We start from the raw sequence: 17930 nt of genomic DNA on the forward strand, positions 1-17930 counted from the left end.
TGGTCCGGCGTGTCCGGGTTGTCCGACGGAACTTCCGGTGTCGGGTTGCCATCCGGATCCATGCCCGTAACCTTCGCCTGGTTGACAACCTTGCCCGCGTCGATATCATCCTGCGTTACTTGATGGCGCGCAATAACCGTGGCAACAGCGTTCGGCTTAAGGGTTGCTACAGGGCTGCCCGACACGATGTCCGCATTGTCGTCCGTGACCGTCACGTCCGTCAGCGTAACGTTGCCCGTGTTCTTAACAACGATCTCGAAGTTGATGTAGTCGCCCAATTCATACGGACCCTCGCTTGTTGCCCGTTTCTTAAGGGACAACGACGGATTCTGCGTCAGCTCGACCACCGTCGGATCGTTCGGCTGGTCCGGCGTGTCCNTGATGGCGTGCGATGACCGTTGCAGAAGCATTCGGCTTCAGGCTCGCTATCGGGCTGCCCGATACAATCTCCGCATTGTCGTCCGTGACCGTGACATCCGTCAGCGTCACATTGCCCGTGTTGCGGACAATAATTTCAAAATTGAGGTAATCTCCTAATTCGTATGGCCCTTCGCTTGTGACACCTTTCGTTAACGACAGCGCAGGGGCGGCCGGTACTTCCACCTCGGTCGGTACGCCCGGATTGCCCGGCGTGCCCGGGTTGTCCACATCCGGCGTTGATGGAACAGGATCGATCGGTCCGCCCGGCTGGCTTGGGTCCACCGGATCGAACGGCGGCGTGCCCGTCACCGTGGCCAGGTTCTCAACCTCGCCCGCGTCCTTCTCCTCCTGCGTTACCGTGTAGGTGGCCGTACCCGTGGCCACTTCGCCCGGAGCGAGCGTGGCCGGGGTAACCGTAATCGCACCCTCGATCTTCGGGTCGCTTACAGTAATGTCATCCATCGTCACGTTCCCCGTGTTGGTTACCGTGAACGTATAGGTTACCGTGTTGCCATCGGCAGATAGTACCCCAGTCTTCACGAACGACAGTGATGGGTTGGCGGGTATCCCTACCTCCGTCGGCACACCCGGACCGCCCGGCGTGCCGGGATTATCCACATCCGGGGTCGATGGCACGGGTGTGATCGGTTCGGATGGGTCAGCCGGGTTCGTCGTTGGCGGCGTGCCCGTCACCGTGGCAAGGTTCTCAACCTCGCCCGCGTCCTTCTCCTCCTGCGTTACCGTGTAAGTAGCCGTACCCGTGGCCACTTCGCCCGGAGCTAGGGTCGTCTCGTCTAAAGTTATTGAGCCCGCGATCTTCGGGTCGCTTACAGTAATGTCATCCATCGTCACGTTCCCCGTGTTGGTTACCGTGAATGTATAGGTGATCGTATTGCCGTCGGCAGACAGTACCCCCGTCTTCACAAACGAAAGCGATGGGTTGGCGGGTATCCCTACCTCCGTCGGCACACCCGGACCGCCCGGTGTTCCGGGATTGTCCACATCCGGGGTCGATGGCACGGGTGTGATCGGCGTGGCCGGATCGGCAGGGTCCGTCGTTGGCGGCGTACCCGTCACCGTGGCAAGGTTCTCCACCTCGCCCGCGTCCTTCTCCTCCTGCGTTACCGTGTAAGTGGCCGTACCCGTGGCCACTTCGCCCGGAGCTAGGGTCGTCTCGTCTAAAGTTATTGAGCCCGTGATCTTCGGGTCGCTTACAGTAATGTCATCCATCGTCACGTTCCCCGTGTTGGTTACCGTGAATGTATAGGTGATCGTATTGCCGTCGGCAGACAGTACCCCAGTCTTCACGAACGACAGTGATGGGTTGGCGGGTATCCCTACCTCCGTCGGCACACCCGGACCGCCCGGCGTACCGGGATTGTCCACATCCGGGGTCGATGACACAGGGTCTGTGGGTTCAGCCGGATTATCCGGATCGGTCATCGGAGGCGTGCCCGTAACCGTGGCAAGGTTCTCCACCTCGCCCGCGTCCTTCTCCTCCTGCGTTACCGTGTAGGTGGCCGTGCCCGTGGCCACTTCGCCGGGAGCCAGTTCGGTCACATCGAGGGTGATCGCTCCCACGATTTTAGGATCGTTGACGGTGATGTCCGTCAGCGTCACGTTGCCCGTGTTGGTCACCGTGAATGTGTATTCGATGGTATTACCATCGGCAGAAAGGTCGCCCGTCTTCACGAACGACAGTGATGGGTTGGCAACCGGATCAGGAGTTACCGACGATTCATTGTTTTCAGGAGTAGGGTCATACTCTTGTGCAGAAACAACCGCTACGTTCTTGTATTCCCCAACTTCGTTCACTGTGGCCACAACAGCCAAGGAAACTTCTTCGTCGACACCAAGATCGCCGACCACCCAAACGCCGGTCGCCTCATCATACGTTCCCTCGCCCGTATGGCTCACATAGGTATAACCCGAAGGCAACATATCCAGCACTTCGATGCCTGTGGCGTCGTCAAAGCCGTTATTTATTACCGTGATGGTAAAAGTCACATCAGTTCCGATATCCGGAGTCGCATTGGAGATTTCTTTCTCTACAGCTACATCCGCACTGGGAACAGTTAGCACCGCCGCATCCGAGAAAGCCGGACAAATGTGCGCATCATGGGTAATCTCAACACGGTATTGGTAGGTGTGCAAATCAATCGTTACATTGGTAATGGTCAGCGATGCCGTACTTGTTCCCTCATATGGTTCGCTTTCGGCGAGGTTTGTCCAGGTACTTCCCCCATCTACACTCACCTGCCATTGGTAAATTAGACCAGCACTCACATCGCTGGCTGGCGGAACCGTATAATCGGGATTACCATTTTCAAACGCGGTTGTCTGAAGGGCGCTGGCATCAACAACAAAGGTTGCCTCCGTACCTGCATTTGCGGTAACGTCATCGGGCGATGTTTCCACACTTATTTGGGTAGCAACAACAGCATTCGTATAACCTCCGGTATAGGAAGCAGCTTCCACACGACCCTGCGCATCCACAGCTGGTGGGTTCCCTTCGCCATAAAAGCCACCGTCGGCGCCTATAGCATCAAGCGAACCATAGTATTCCACCGCATCCGGACAACCGTCGTTATCCGAATCGGAATCCAAGCGATCCGGAATCCCATCGCCATCGGTGTCACATTCCAAAACGGCCTCATCGCTTGACGTAGCGCCAAAAAATCGCTGATGGAAGGAAGTCGTCGTCGTCCAAGAAAATGAAGGGTCAGTATTGATACGGACAACCGTTCCTTCGGGATTGGGATAGCCGTCGACCCCGATGCCAGTCACCCCATACAATTCGTTACCGTTCACTTTGGCGAGCCCCCAAGTATACCGGGGCAACGTACCCAATACCGTATGTGAAAGATAATCGTAGTTCTCGTTAACGACAACCTCGATCAGCAATGGATATGTAGGGTTCGTGGTTGGATCAAACCACAAGACGTAAACTTTGCCATCGATATAAATAAAATCGCCATTTGAGTTCCCCGAACTGAAATCGGCCCAAACGGACGTTGTATACGTGCCGCCCACGACATCAATTTTCCGTACCAAGGCATCACCTCCTCCACCGGCCAGCAAATTGCCATCCGGCAAAAAGGAAAGACCATTCCCACTAAAGCCCAGGTCAGGAACGATGTCTGTAACCGTACAGTTATTGGGATCGATTTTGATCAATCGATTTGTATTAGTAATGCCCCAGATATCGCCATTGGCATCCATCGCGATGTCGCCGACAAAACCTCCCTCGATGGTAATTCCCGAACAAAGGGTTACAAAGGTATTTGTGGCCGTGTTGTATTCCAGCAATTCACCTTGGTCGGTATTGACCACCATGACGGGATTGGGCACATACGGGCATTCATCAATATCTAAAATGCCGTCATTATCATCGTCCAAATCACAAGCGTCCGCAATGCCATCGCCATCCGAATCGGGGTTGGTCGGCGAGATGGCGCACGGATCGAACATGTTTATTGTTACCGAATTACTGGTTACGGGATCCAGCTGTTCACCAGGATCGGTCGGATCATTGCCGCTTACCGTCGCGGTGTTCACCACGGTTGTGCCTATCACATCCGATTCCTCTACCACATATTGAGCCTTCAGCATCACCGATTCACCGGGAGCCAATACGCCTACCGCCGTAGGCCACGGAGCACTTGCGTCGGTATTCGCATTGTCTATACTCCCCCCCAATAGCGGATCATTAACCACGATGTTCTCGATGGTTACATTACCGGTATTGGTTACCGTAAAAAAGTACTCGACCAACTGACCTACAGAAGCAAAACCAGTAAAATTAGTTGACTTCGCGATGGAAAGCGATGGGTTGGCCAACGCTACCAATACCTCATCGGTATTATTAGATTCATCCGGATCGTCCTCATTTGCATCAGCTGTTGCTGTATTATCATAGGTCCCTGATGCGGCTGCGATTGCCGTAATTTCCATATTCAAGGATTCGCCACTGTTTAACGAGGGAATTTCCCAATTGGGTGCAGTCCATGTCCCCTCTTCAACCGTTACTGCGGTAACCGTATACCCGTTAGGCACTACGTCATTGACCACCACGTCCGTTGCTCGCGAAGGCCCATCATTCTGCACTGTTATGGTAAAAGTCAACGACGATCCTACCGCAGGGCGATCATTGCTTACCAATTTTGTTATAACCAAATCTGCACTTGCTGCAATTGGAGCCGTAACTCCGGCATCGTCTTGGTTATTTGTCGTATTACTGTCAAACTCATTCCCGGAAATAACTGCCTGATTGAGGTAATCTCCGGTCGCATTGATTTCAGCGACAATTTCAAGCGTCTCCTCATTACTACCGGCTGTGGCAGGCAGGTTACCGATTGTCCATACCCCTGTAGACGCATCATACGCACCTGTCGATGCATTTGCAGAGATGAACGTGTACCCGGATGGCAACAAGTCGCTCACCAACACTCCGGTAGCGTCCGAAGGTCCGTTGTTACTGGCCGTAATCGCAAACGTAACAGGAGTCTGCACTTGCCAAGGCCCCGCCGAGACTTCCTTTGTAATAGCAAGGTCTGTGACCATCGCCAATTGCGAATACAGCTTGATGTTGTTGGTTTGGGTCAGGTTGACAGATTCAGGATCCAACGCCGCTACATCCGAATACTCCATACCGATCCCTTGCGCTTCGAAAAACGGATCGGTCGGTGGTATATCGGGATCGGGGTTTGTAGCGTCGATATCCGTATAATCATTTGGTCGTAATATCGTAGACCAAACATACACATTACCACTGTTTTCGGTGATGGCTCCCGTGGCCGTAGCACTTACCACGATTGTTGCCTCGCAATCGGCAGGCATATCCACTATCGCTTCGAAGACACCATCCACAAAAGTCGGTGTACCGACTAGCGTAGCACAGTCCGAAGTAAATGAAATCGATGTCGGATCGGTATCGATGGTCACCCCGTCAGGCACGTACAACCTAAACCTTGCTCCCTGTGTAACGGGTCCGAGGTCCGGATCGGTATTGGTGGCCACAGCACTCGGCCCGTGGTTATGGATAACGCTCGTATATGTCCACTCATCGCCCACCGAAATATTGCCCGTAACGTTGGATGTAATGCTCGATACTTCCAGATCGGCGATGTTGACTACCACGTTGGTATTCACCGTCTCTTTTTCGCCCAAGATGAACGTCCACGTGTCCAACGAACGCTCGTTGCCAAAATTATTGGAAAAAGCATGCCCATTGGTGTTACTGTGTTCCCCCAGGCTATTGGTCGGCGGCAGGTGGCTGTTATTCTTTGGATCGGGGTTATTCGAAGCTCCAGAAACATTCGGTATATCAGAGTCATCCCAGTACACCAAATCTGAAATAACGTTGTTTAAGTTATCTTTATCAAGCAATTCGATGACGATTCCGTTCTCATTGTATTCCACATCGAAGTAAGGAAAGTGCACTTCGGCACCCTGCAATTGAACGGATATCGTTGCAGGCACATTTCCTTCGGGCAACGGATCGCCATCTCCATCCTTTCCATCCCAAAACACCTGATTGGTGCCCGTAACAGCAGCCCCTCGAAGAGACCGTTCAGGAAAGGCATCGGTAGGGCTTTCGATTACTATCGTGTACTGGCCTTGTGCCCCAGCTTTAAAAGTGATATACCCTCCTTTGTTGCTTACCTGCCCCGGTGTCCCATCCACCCCAGAGACTTCGACATCACTCACATCGGGTTCAACCGGCTCATCCCATAGCCAAGTCTCCCCTCCTGGCACAGCGCCACTGGCTACAGCGGGTAGATCGTCCGCCGGCAAGGTATAAAATAACTTATGGGTTATGTTGCGGTCATCGTCCTCCGTATTCGGATTGTGTACCCGACCATTTAAGTATGAAGAAGAAGACTCAGGCAAACTTTTGTATAACAATTCACCGCTTACAGGATCAACGAATCCCAGGTTGTTAGCAAAGAACGTAAAACCTATTCCATTACTCCCGTTATTATTTACACGATAAATATACCCATCTTTGGTCAAAACATACGTAACGCCATAGTAACCCGATTGTGAACTGTTTATATGCATGTTCAATACATTTGTATAAACACGTCCGGGCACCCAGTTTCCTGCGGATTCTACCGACACATCCCAAGCGGCAATCAATAACGTACCGGCTCCGGAAGTGCTTTGAGACCAATTTCCGATTGCAGCAATATTTGCTACACTCGGTGTAGTGGAGCTATTCACATCTCCAACCGGATAGAAATCGATGCGCCAAATTCCCTCCTGATTGCTAGCGGCTGTTCTATTGAATGTAGTATATCGGTCTCCCCCGTTGCCTTGCGAAGATAGTCTGGGCCCCGCCAATTCAGCAGCTCTATTAGCAATCTGCCCGGTTGCGTTACCGATTTCGCTTTCATATTCAGTACCATCTGGCGCTGTGAACACAACTTTCCCATTTCCTAAGCCCTGCGCGCTGGAAGCTGCGTGTAAAACTTCTCCAACTCGAACATAGGCATAGTGAGTCCCTACCGATTTAAAAGGCCAAGAATTCATGGTAACTCCTAAAGACCCTGTATAGTTATTACTATACAGAAATGCCCTTCCACCCGAAGCCCCACTCGGATACAAATCCTTCGATCCGTCAGCGAAAGCCGAATTAATTGAAAATAAAAAACAAAGCAGTAGGCAAGAAAGCCCTAACAGAAAATGGTAGATTTTTTTCATAGAGATCCAGATATAAATCAATCAAAACTTGAGGGGATATCCCAATTTTTGATTTCAGGGACAAGAGTACAGGTTTCTCTTTTTTTTTAGCAGGCACACGCATAATAACAACAAAAAATTGCCATCAAACCCTATTAAAATAGCATATTTTTGCTACAAACAATACTTCATGATCGCTTAACGAATCATTAACTTTGCCCAAGTAAAATTACCAGTCATTCCTACAATAACAGCGAAGCAAATGCATCATTCAACAGAAAAACCACCTGCCATCGTATTTGACGATCATTTACTCTTTGCTGAATCTTTTGCTGCCATCCTTGAACGCCTTGGCATTTTTCACTCCGTACAGGTTTTTTCCAGAGAAAGTGATTATGTCAGCTTCCTAGTGCAGAATTACAACAAACCCATTTACCTATTTCTGGACTACTACCTGCCCGAAAAAAATGCCTTGTCGCTCATCAACGAAACACGTCGTCTGAATAAAAAAGCACGGATCATCATTATCAGCAGCGTAACCACACCCGCAATTATCGAAAACATAATTACGTATCAACCCGAGGGTTTCTTGAGTAAAACTTCCAGTATAACGACTGTATTGGAATGCCTGCAAGAAATAAAAAAAGGAAACACCTATATTTGTCCGGATATACGGCATATTGTTAGTAATGGAAATACGACGATCGATCGTATTCCTTTTACGGCAAGAGAACTGGAAATGCTCGCCCTCTTCGCCAGCGGCTTGTCCATTGCAGAAACTGCCAACCGAACCAATCTCAGTAGACATACCATCGTGTCTCACCGCCGCAAGATGATGCATAAAATCGACGCCAAATCGATCGCGGAGCTACTCGCTTATGCACGGCGCTGCGGGCTCATTTAATTTATTTAACTTTGCCGTTAAATTTTTTACACTCCCCATGCATAATATGATCAGCTTATTGACTACCCTTGCCCTATCTGCATTCTTGCTGATAATGATACCGTCAAATGTACAGGCACAGGAGCAATTCAATGACATCAATCAAGCCTACCACCAGGGACAACTAACGGATACTTCATACCTCAAACGTGTTGATTCACTTACCAGCCATTTGCTGGCACAGGGAGTATTTTTCCCGGTTGACACGCTGCTTCATCATCTCAAACTCTATCAAAATATTGCTTGGAATCGAAACGTTCCAGGACATTTCCGGGTCGATTATTATTTAATCCAATTGAATAACGCACACATGGCCAATCTTCGGGGGGCTGCCATGTATTTTGCGGAAAAAGTAACCCAAGAGGCCGATCGGCAAAACGATCCCCGGCCGCTTATCGAACTTGCCGTAAAGACCTATATTTTTTCCATTCAAAAAAATTACAAAAAAATCATTCAAACTTACAAAAAGAGCGAGCAAGCGGTACACAACGTGTTGCATATCCTACAAAGCGACACAACCGCTTTCAAAGCTGGTTTGGATGCCCTCCAAGTACTTTCTGCTGTTATGAATGCGTACGCTAACCTAAAAGACACGGCTCAGGTAATGGAAGTCTATACGTTGGCGACTCAAATCGGTAAACAGCTCACACAACGTTACCCAGTAAACCGTGGTAACATGCTGCTCGCGGATTTTGCCCTGTTGGAGTTTGATTTCGTACTAGCCAGTATACAGCAAGATTACGGAAAGGCCGAAAGGTTACTTGATGAAATAACCGCCTTAAAAGAGACATATAGCGATCAGGCAACAGGATTCATCGATTACAACCTGATGGAATGGCGCACCGGCCATTACATACATATTGGCAACTTGGATAGTGCTGCCATCTATGTAAAACGTTATGAAACCACTCCTACATTTTCAGACACGCAACCGGCGGTGGTCAACACCTACAAGGCAAGATTGGCAGCCTTGCAGAATAATTACAAACAGGCGTACGAGTTGCTTGGAAAAGCATTGGAAGAAAACGGCAAGGCTCAATCAACCCTTATGGAAGAACTCGATGATTTGCTCTACGCTTACACCGAAGCTGAATCCAATAAATTGGCGTTGGAGCATGCAGAGCGTGAAAAACGAAAACACATCCAATGGATAGTTGCCATATCGGCATTGGCGATTGCGGTTGTATTAGGTGTATACTTATACATGAGAAAAGAGAAGCAACAAGCCAAAAACCGTATCGCTAGCCTTCAGGAAATAGCAAATGCTCAAATTGCTAGCATGGAAGAAATCAAAGCACAGGCTATCCAAGAAGAACAGAAACGGCTGGCGCGCGAACTGCATGACGGGCTTTCATCTACCTTAGCCGGCATCAAACACCAACTTGATTTATTGTGCCTAACCAATCCTTCCGATCCACTTGTATCCCGCCTGGCCAGCATCGAAAACCAAGTGAATGATGCTTATGCAATCGCCCGGGGCAAAAGCCATCAATGGTACCAAGATGCTGAACTATTCCAGGAGACCCTATTTAAAACCCGAATCGAAAAACTACTGGATACTGCTTTCCGGGCGACAAACGGAGTTAGTACCAACGTTCAGGTTGATGACTATGTCCTTGGTAACGTACAAACCGAGATGAAGATTGAATTGCTTCGGATCATCCAAGAGTCCATTACCAATATCCTCAAACATGCGAAAGCAAAGACCGTCTCGGTTTTACTGTATGGAGAGGGCGACCATTTGATCTTGACCATATCGGACGATGGCCGTGGATGGGGATCTTCATCAAGAAATATAAGTGGTCTTGGCATCCGATCAATCTACGAACGCGCTAAAAATCTAGGTGGAACGGCAAACATCAGAACCTCTACTACCGCCGGCACGGAGGTCGAAGTGTCTATTCCGTTGTCATCGTCTTAACGATATCTTCCTGTACTTCCTGGAGATACCTTTCAATCCGTTCAAATCCGATGGCATCCAACAACTCATTTACACCAAAGAATTCAATCGCATTTAAAATGTCCATTTTGTTAAATGGCATGCTATCATCACTTGTTGTCATTTTTCACTTAATTAGTACGAATACTTATCTAAAGAACAACTATCGTACAAGGTACCCATATTTAATCGGATTCCTCCTAACTTCATTAGAAAAACACCTAAATAGGCGAATAAAATTGGTTAAAATCACCTTTTTTTGCTACCAACCTTTTTCGCACGATGCAAAATGAATACGTAACTTTGTGTCGATTAACAACAATCAATTAACTTTATAGTTAACAACCAATGCACCAAAAACAAAATCGTTTAGCTGTCATTTTTGACGATCATTTGTTATTTGTTGAATCATTTGCAGCCATGTTGGAACAGTTGGCCTTGTTTGACACCGTTATGGGCTTTACAGGAGAGAAGGCGTACAAAAGCTACCTCACAAAATATTATCACACCCTTACTTATTGCTTTCTTGATTATTATTTGCCCAACCGGAACGCGCTGCCCCTGATCGAAGAAACTCGACGCATCAACAAACAATCGCGTATAATCATCGCGAGCAGCGTCACCTCGCCCGCGGTTATTGATCATATCCGTACATTTCTGCCTAACGGGTTCATCAGCAAATCTTCCAGCTCAGACATCATTGTGGAATGTATCAGGCATATAGAACGCAGCGAACCTTATTTGTGTCCGGAGATCCGAGCACGGATTCCCCAACCGGATCTCCCGCCGGCTGCTATCCGATTTACTGCCAGAGAGATTGAAGTCCTTCAGTTGTTTGCATTGGGTCTGTCTGTCGCTGAAACCGCTGAAAAAACGAACCTGAGTAAACATACCATAATTTCTCATCGCCGAAAATTGATGCAGAAAACAAATTCTACATCCATCACCCAATTATTGGCGTATGCCCGTCTGCATGAATTGATCTAATTGTTACCACGAAAACTAATTGCAATTCATGAACATTAAAATTGACCGCATCAAAATAGTTGTTGAGCTTCAAGCCCTGTTTTTCTTTCTGACGATGGGAATGGGACAAATGGTAAGCGCCCAACAGATATCGCGGGAAAAGCTTGCCTTCGAAAAACTGAATAATGACTACCATTTACAACGATTGACGGCTGATCAATACCTAACTAAGGCCGATTCTTTAGTTCACCAACTACTATCTGAAGGCAAGCGTTTTGAGACCAACGAATTGGTCGACCTGCTCCGTCTCTATGAAGAAATCGCATGGAACGACCCCAAACATGGCCGTGACCGTGTCAACTACTTCTACCTGTTTTTCAACAATGCACGAATGGCGAAACAAAAGGGAGCTTCCATTTATTATGCCGAAAAGATTGCGGAAGCCTATAAAGGCATTGGCGAAGAACATCCGCTGATCGCGCAACTGCAACTAACCAAAATCTACCAAGAACTAAGGTTATACGATAAAGTTATCGCCGTATTCAACACCGAGCGCAACTACCTGGAAAGCTTACCGGGGCTCTTGCGACAAGGGCTTGTCGACAACTCCGTTGGACTAAACGCCATGTATATCCTATCACCTGTTACGATGGGATATATCAAAATGAATGATACGCTATCCGTATACAAAACAGCATTGCTGGCCAAAGAAATCGGCACCATACTGAAAAGGAGCGACACACTCAGTAGGCCGCAATTGTTGTACAATGATTTATTGATGATTGACATCGAACTCTCCGTTGCCAACTTCGAACGTCGATACGACGATGCCGGAGAACTCCTAAACCGCATGGAGCAACTGAAAACCATATACAAAGACCAAGCGACCAACTTTATCGACATTAATCTGATACGCTTCCGTATCGAACACTACCTGCGATTGGCTAACAAGGACAGCCTAGGGTACTATATTGAAAAATACGCGTCTTCACCAAATTTCGGCAAAAGCCAAAGCGCCGAAGTTTCTGAATTCAAGGCCAAATTAGCGATCCTAACTAACGACTACCGGAGTGCCTACGAATGGCTTTCCGATGCGCTGCAATATGAGCGCGATGTGCATGCAAACCTGATGGCCGAATCGAGCAATCTGCTTTATGCGTTTACGCAAGCCGAACACAACGCCATTGCCCTTCAACGGGCCGAACAAGTGAAACAAGAACGCACACGCTGGCTGGTTATCATCTCTGCCATTGCAGCGATAAGCGTATTGACTATTTACCTGACTATGCTGCGCCGCAGCCGCAAGGCAAAAGAACAGATTGATGCGCTCAACAATGCCGCCAACCTACAGGTAATCGCAATGGAGGAGGCAAAGCGTCAAGCGATAAAGGACGAGCAGCAGCGGCTTGGGCAAGACCTTCACGACGGCCTTTCCGCGTCCATGGCCGCCATCCGCCACAAATTAGAGATACTGGCCATGGATGCCGGTGATGCGGTACTGAAAAGCGAACTGAGCACCCTGCAATCGGAGGTCACCCTTGCTTACGAAGCAGCCCGAAACAAAAGCCACGAATGGTTCAACGCCAGCGAGGAGCAAGACGAACAATCTTTTGAACAACGGATTAAACTATTAGTAGACAGCGCATTACCTGAAAGCCGATACAACAAATCCATTCACATCGATGACGGCGCATTGTCTCACGTGGGTATGGACACGCGGATTGCGTTGCTCCGAATCGTACAAGAAGCTGTAACCAATATCATCAAGCATGCCAAAGCAAAAGAAGTCAATATCTTAATTTATCAAGAAACAGACAACCTCGTGTTGTCCATAAAAGATAACGGACGGGGAGGGGAAATTCACAAATTGAAAAACAGTAGGCCATCGTTAGGCTTAAAATCCATTTGGCGTCGTGTGGAATACCTAAACGGCAAGGCAGACCTCCATTCCGGCAACAACGGAACAGAAATTGTAGTAACTATACCGCTCAAAATAAACCAACATTGAATCTCAATCACCACCTACCTCCTGCTCCACCTCCGCCACTGCTACCTCCGCCGAAGCTGCCGCTGCTGCCCCCGCCGGAGGAAGAGCCGCTTCCTGAGGATGACGATGAACGGTGTACCTTTTTCGGGATTACAACCGTGCCCAGCGAAACCCGGTAATCACAAAATGCACATTCCTCGATGCGTTCACCTTCACCCGGAGCACTGTAGGTTGCTGCTTTGATGGTTTTCACATATGGCTTTTTCAAGGTGCGGTAGTGGCATGAAGGACATTCGGAGAAGTTTTTCTTACGTAATCCGTCCCATCCCACTGTCTTAATTTCACCGGTTTGCACATGCTCCCAGATTTGGTAGCTGCGCGACAGGATTTTCTCTTCACTGAGTTGCCCGTTGTCTAACAAGTCTGTTTTTGTTTTCAACTGATCGCGGTCCAGCCGTTTCCAATTGCCCGAATCATCGGGCGGTATAAACCTCACCTGCATTGCATTCCTGCGCTTCAGAAATACGAGCAGGCCAACCAATGACAGGGGCGATAGCAACAGGGGTAGTATCATCCAGCGGTGATAAGTTGCCAGTGCTGAAAGGCGGTTTTTGTCATCGCGGTATGCCTTTCGGATGTACTCCTCACCTTTTGAATACTTGATCGCAATCGCCAGGCTACCACCCACCGCCAGGTACCACGGAATCAGGTTTGCCTGAAAAATGACTTCCGGTTGCATCCCCGTAAACCACAAGGCAAATACCCCGATAAACAAGATCATCAGCATGCATCCGCATCCACCAACCGCAGCTATTCCATTCTGCCCGACGGATTTATATCGCTTATTCTTTACGACCTTTCTTTCCGCAACATATCCGATCCACTTCATCGCGATAAAGGTCAATACGATGATCATCAACGAATAGCCCCCTACATCCTGGTAGCGGTAGAAAAACGACTGTTGCCGCATTTCTGCCTGTAATTCATCCGTGCTTTCGGGGTTCAGGAGGATATCCCGGATGGCCGAAATCGCTGCCAGCATACCCGCATCGTAGTTGCCCAGCCGGAATTCGGGCACTAAATATTGCTCCCCGATCCGTTTCAGCAGCGCATCGGGCAGCACCGCCTCCGTTCCATAGCCCGTAATGAACCGGTAGGCCCTACGTTCCGTTGCAATGAACAAGAGCAGTCCATTGTCGTTTTCCCGTTTACCGATGCCCCAGGTCTGGAAAAGCTCCAGCGCAAATTCAAAATCATCGTCGCCCACAAAATCAGAAATCGCCACAATCGCCACTTCTGCCGTTGTCTGTCCCTCTATTTCACGTGCCAACGCATTCAGGGAATCTACCGTATAACCACTCAGTATGTTTTCGGGATTACTGACGAAAAAATCCTGTCCCTGTTGTTTCGGATTCGGTATCGCTGTTAGGCTGTATTGAGCAACCGCCACCGGGCACATCATCGCGCATAATAGCAACCCATGAATAAGCGTGAACGTTATTTGCCGGATTAACATCATCGCCAAAGATAAAGATTCCCAAGGCGAAGGGAATAGCCGAAAACAGGGGTATTTCAGCTAGTTGGAATTGCGCATAGAATTGATACCTTCGCATGATGTCACTGCACCCGGATTATTTAGAAAAGAACCGGAATTCCTGGAATAAACGGGCTGAACTGCATTTCAATTCCCGGTTTTATGATGTAAAGGGTTTTTTGAAAGGAAAATCATCATTGAAATCAATAGAGCTTGGATTATTGGGCGACGTGCGAGGAAAAAAGGTATTGCACCTTCAATGCCATTTCGGGCAGGATTCGCTTTCCCTCGCCAGAATGGGCGCGGAAGTAACCGGCATCGATCTATCGGATAAAGCCATCGATTACGCCCGTAAACTAGCTCAGCAAATACAGCACGATGCAACATTCATTTGCTGCGACATCTATGATTTACCCAATCATTTACATGAAAAATTTGATATCGTTTTCGCATCGTATGGAACAATCGGCTGGCTCCCGGATTTGAACCAATGGGCATACATTGTTTCTCATTTCATGAAAGCCGATGGAAAATTCGTCTTTGTAGAATTTCATCCCTATATCTGGATGTTTGACGATGACCTGAACGAAATCACCTACAATTACTTCAAAGACACTCCGATTGTAGCTATTAAAGATCTTTCCTACACAGACGGAAAACCCGACGGTCAACTCACGGATATTTCCTGGAACCACAGCTTAAGCGAAGTAATCCGTTCACTGATCGGCAGTGGATTGCAAATTCAATCGTTTGAAGAATTTGATTATTCGCCCTACGACATTTTTGTCGGTTCCATGGAAGCCGAGAACGGAAAATTCCGCATCAAAAAATGGGGAAATAAAATCCCCCTCGTCTACTCACTTGTTGCAACGAAATCCCAATAACGGTGGGACGCTGCCCGATCGGAACGGGCGTTCACAAAAAACCCGGAGAATACTCCCCGGGTTCTCAGGTTACCAAGCTTCGACTGCTTGTACGCAGCGAGAGGTGTTAGTTTTTCGTAGTAAGAAAGTTGACCAATGCCTGTGGGTAGTCTGTCTGCACGATGTTCACGAGTGGCATCCGGTCAAAAAAACCTTCGAAATCACCCTCTTTTTCTAGGGCGGTACGGTCGGCATTGCCCAGTGAATTGGCCCATACCCGTACTCCTCTATCCCGCATGTCCCGGGCGAGCTCATCGCTGTAAAACGAATCATCAATATGGATCACCCGCACACGCGGTTCGTTCAGGAGGGTATAGACCATCTCTGCATTGCGCGCACGCGGCATCACCTTAATTTCAGGATTGCGGGAAAGGCAACGGGGCACCCATGTCGGATCGTACAGAAAAAACAATACCTGCCGCTCCATATGGAGTTGCTCCACAATTTGGTAACATGCTTCCGCAGCCTCCTCTGTATCCGCCTTGAAATCGATATCCACCAGCACATCACCTTTCACTGCCTCCAATGCTTCCTGAAATGTCGGGATACGCCACGCCGTAGGTTTTCCGTCAAACAGCAGATGGAGCCTTTTCAATTCACTTAGCGTCAGGTCTGCTACATTACCTTTCCCATCGGTTGTACGGTCTACCGTCCGGTCATGTAATACCACCAAGTGTCCATCTTTGGATTGCCTGACATCCAGCTCCAGAACCGCTGCCCCGGCCTGTACCGCCGCTTTAAAAGCAGGCAGCGAATTTTCAGGATGAGACACGTGGTTTCCCCTATGGGAAGCCACCAGCACCTGATCGGGTTGGTATAGAAAGATACGAAGCAGCGAATCCGTGCGGATCTGACCATACCCCACCGAAGTGAAAAATAGGACTAGCAACCCCGTCGACAGGAAACCGCGTCTTTCGGCTTTCCGGCCGTAATTCATTTGAAATCTGTACATCATTATTGATTTTAATAACCTGTATTCTGTGGGAATTCACCTGTGCTCAAATCAAGCTGCTGTTGGGGAATGGGCCTTATTGCATGGTAGTCTGCAATGTTTGAGGCACCATTCGCGTTGTACCGTTTCACACGTTCAACGAGTTTTCCCGTGCGTGCTAAGTCCATCCACCGCTTCTCTTCGCCTCCAAGTTCGCGGGCACGCTCGTCCAGCACAATATCCAAATTAATGTCAGCCGCATCGACGGGTTCCAGCGATGTACCTGGTTTCGATGCCCGCCGCCGTACCGCATTCAGGTATTCCGCTGATTTGACCGGATTTCCGGCAAGCAGGTATCCTTCAGCTGCCAATAAATAGGTTTCTGACAAGCGGTAGACAAAAAAATCCCGGAATCCGGCAAGGTCCTGCACACTCGCACGGGTGGGGTCGTCGTGCTTCTTGATCCCCCAGTGCATGTTGACTCCATTGGGTGCCGTGGTAGAGAATACGCCGGGTGCAATTTCCCACACCACCGTGTCGCCTATTGCCTTACCTGCGGGCAACGTTGCGGGGTTGTTGTAAAACCAATGGCGACGGAAGGTAACGTCGAAACGGGTATCATTTTCCTCAAACAATCCGATGAAGAACGGCGTGGGCCTGAACCGGGCATACGGGCGTCCTCCCTGGTTCACATCGCGCGCCAGTCCGGCAAATTGGTCGTATGCAGGCGTAAAAAATGCATGGCCCTGATTACCGGATCCATTGTTAAGCACCTCTTTCGTATACTGCACAGCGAATACAATTTCCTTGTTTTCCTGATTGTTATAGTCAAATACCGATGCGTAGCTATCCAACAGGCCGTAGGGCCCTTCATCGATCACCTGTTCAGCGGCTTGTGCGGCAGCGGCATTTTCGCCGAGTAGCAGCAATACGGCAGCCAGTTGGTGCAGAGCAGCGCCTCTGGACACCCTGCCGTACGCAGCAGGCGTCCAGTCCAAATGATCCACTGCAAACTGGGTATCCTCCTTCATGTGCTGCCAAATCTCTGTCTTCGGCGTACGCCCCGCGTCGGTGATGACACCTTTGGTTTCCTTATCTGTCCACACCACGTCACCAAACTGCAGGGTAAGCCAATAGTAAAAGTGCGCACGCAAAAATCGCACCTCTGCACGGTACTGGTCCTTCAGCTTGTCGGGAATATCCACGGCATCAACACGTTCCAATACGGCATTCGCCCCGTTGATGGCCCGGTAACAGCGGGACCACACATCGTATAGGTAGGACAGGGACGGGTCCAGCTCCGTGCTGTATAAATCCATCGATTTATATCCACCATCCTTTCCATGCATAAATAGATCAGTGCCGAACGTGGTCAATGTAAACCCCTGCTGGGATCCATACAGGTCGCGCAGCACAGAATAGACACCGTTTACCCCGTCGCGGATGCCATTAGGGGTATTATACAGCATGTCCGGTGTAGCTTCAGACAACGGCTTTTCTTCCAGGCTGCAAGAAAACGCTGTAAAACTCACTATCAGGCAAATCAGCACCCGATACAGGGTGGATATTGTTAAATTACGTTGTTTTGACATGGTTTCTAGTT

The 17930-nt window shown here is 49.0% G+C and carries 11 protein-coding genes; 5 read left to right on the plus strand and 6 right to left on the minus strand.

The annotated features are described in order from the left end of the window. A partial coding sequence (locus IEX60_RS14445; RefSeq protein ID WP_188751832.1) for a CLIPPER-2 domain-containing protein occupies nucleotides 1-320 on the minus strand: 320 nt, incomplete at its 3' end. After that, nucleotides 310-7125: a CLIPPER-2 domain-containing protein gene (locus IEX60_RS14450; protein ID WP_444543944.1), complete on the minus strand. Its 6816-nt coding sequence runs from the start codon at nucleotides 7123-7125 to the stop codon at nucleotides 310-312. The genes IEX60_RS14450 and IEX60_RS14445, both read right to left, overlap by 11 nt. Before the next feature lie 241 nt (nucleotides 7126-7366). Here IEX60_RS14450 and IEX60_RS14455 point away from each other — a divergent pair, with 241 nt between their 5' ends. Both IEX60_RS14455 and IEX60_RS14460 read left to right on the plus strand, forming a co-directional pair. Further along, a complete protein-coding gene (locus IEX60_RS14455) occupies nucleotides 7367-8008 on the plus strand; it encodes a response regulator transcription factor (RefSeq protein WP_188751838.1) in 642 nt (213 codons plus the stop codon). A gap of 37 nt (nucleotides 8009-8045) precedes the next feature. Next, nucleotides 8046-9968, plus strand: coding sequence for a sensor histidine kinase (locus tag IEX60_RS14460; RefSeq protein WP_188751840.1), 1923 nt, complete (start codon nucleotides 8046-8048; stop codon nucleotides 9966-9968). Here the strand turns inward: IEX60_RS14460 and IEX60_RS14465 are convergent. Continuing rightward, nucleotides 9946-10110 (minus strand): hypothetical protein, encoded by a 165-nt coding sequence (locus tag IEX60_RS14465; protein ID WP_188751842.1) that lies wholly within the window; start codon nucleotides 10108-10110, stop codon nucleotides 9946-9948. The genes IEX60_RS14460 and IEX60_RS14465 overlap by 23 nt on opposite strands. A 224-nt stretch (nucleotides 10111-10334) precedes the next feature. On the opposite strand from IEX60_RS14465, the gene IEX60_RS14470 reads away from it, so the two are divergent. Next, on the plus strand, nucleotides 10335-10973 hold the full coding sequence (locus IEX60_RS14470; protein WP_188751844.1) for a response regulator transcription factor: 639 nt from the start codon (nucleotides 10335-10337) through the stop codon (nucleotides 10971-10973). A 28-nt stretch (nucleotides 10974-11001) separates the two neighbouring features. Continuing rightward, nucleotides 11002-12960: a sensor histidine kinase gene (locus IEX60_RS14475; RefSeq protein WP_188751846.1), complete on the plus strand. Its 1959-nt coding sequence runs from the start codon at nucleotides 11002-11004 to the stop codon at nucleotides 12958-12960. 7 nt (nucleotides 12961-12967) lie between these two features. On the opposite strand, the gene IEX60_RS14480 is transcribed toward IEX60_RS14475, so the two are convergent. After that, nucleotides 12968-14458, minus strand: coding sequence for a TPM domain-containing protein (locus IEX60_RS14480; RefSeq protein WP_188751848.1), 1491 nt, complete (start codon nucleotides 14456-14458; stop codon nucleotides 12968-12970). Between the two features lie 92 nt (nucleotides 14459-14550). Here IEX60_RS14480 and IEX60_RS14485 point away from each other — a divergent pair, with 92 nt between their 5' ends. Further along, nucleotides 14551-15357: a class I SAM-dependent methyltransferase gene (locus IEX60_RS14485; protein WP_229717575.1), complete on the plus strand. Its 807-nt coding sequence runs from the start codon at nucleotides 14551-14553 to the stop codon at nucleotides 15355-15357. A gap of 106 nt (nucleotides 15358-15463) precedes the next feature. On the opposite strand, the gene IEX60_RS14490 is transcribed toward IEX60_RS14485, so the two are convergent. Both IEX60_RS14490 and IEX60_RS14495 read right to left on the minus strand, forming a co-directional pair. Beyond that, nucleotides 15464-16351, minus strand: coding sequence for a glycerophosphodiester phosphodiesterase family protein (locus IEX60_RS14490; protein WP_188751850.1), 888 nt, complete (start codon nucleotides 16349-16351; stop codon nucleotides 15464-15466). Nucleotides 16352-16359: 8 nt separating this feature from the next. Further along, the gene (locus IEX60_RS14495; protein WP_188751852.1) at nucleotides 16360-17919 is read right to left on the minus strand and encodes a RagB/SusD family nutrient uptake outer membrane protein; all 1560 of its coding nucleotides are present in this window, start codon (nucleotides 17917-17919) and stop codon (nucleotides 16360-16362) included. Between the last annotated feature and the right edge of the window lie 11 nt (nucleotides 17920-17930).

Source organism: Parapedobacter defluvii, assembly GCF_014642075.1.
Taxonomy (GTDB): domain Bacteria; phylum Bacteroidota; class Bacteroidia; order Sphingobacteriales; family Sphingobacteriaceae; genus Parapedobacter; species Parapedobacter defluvii.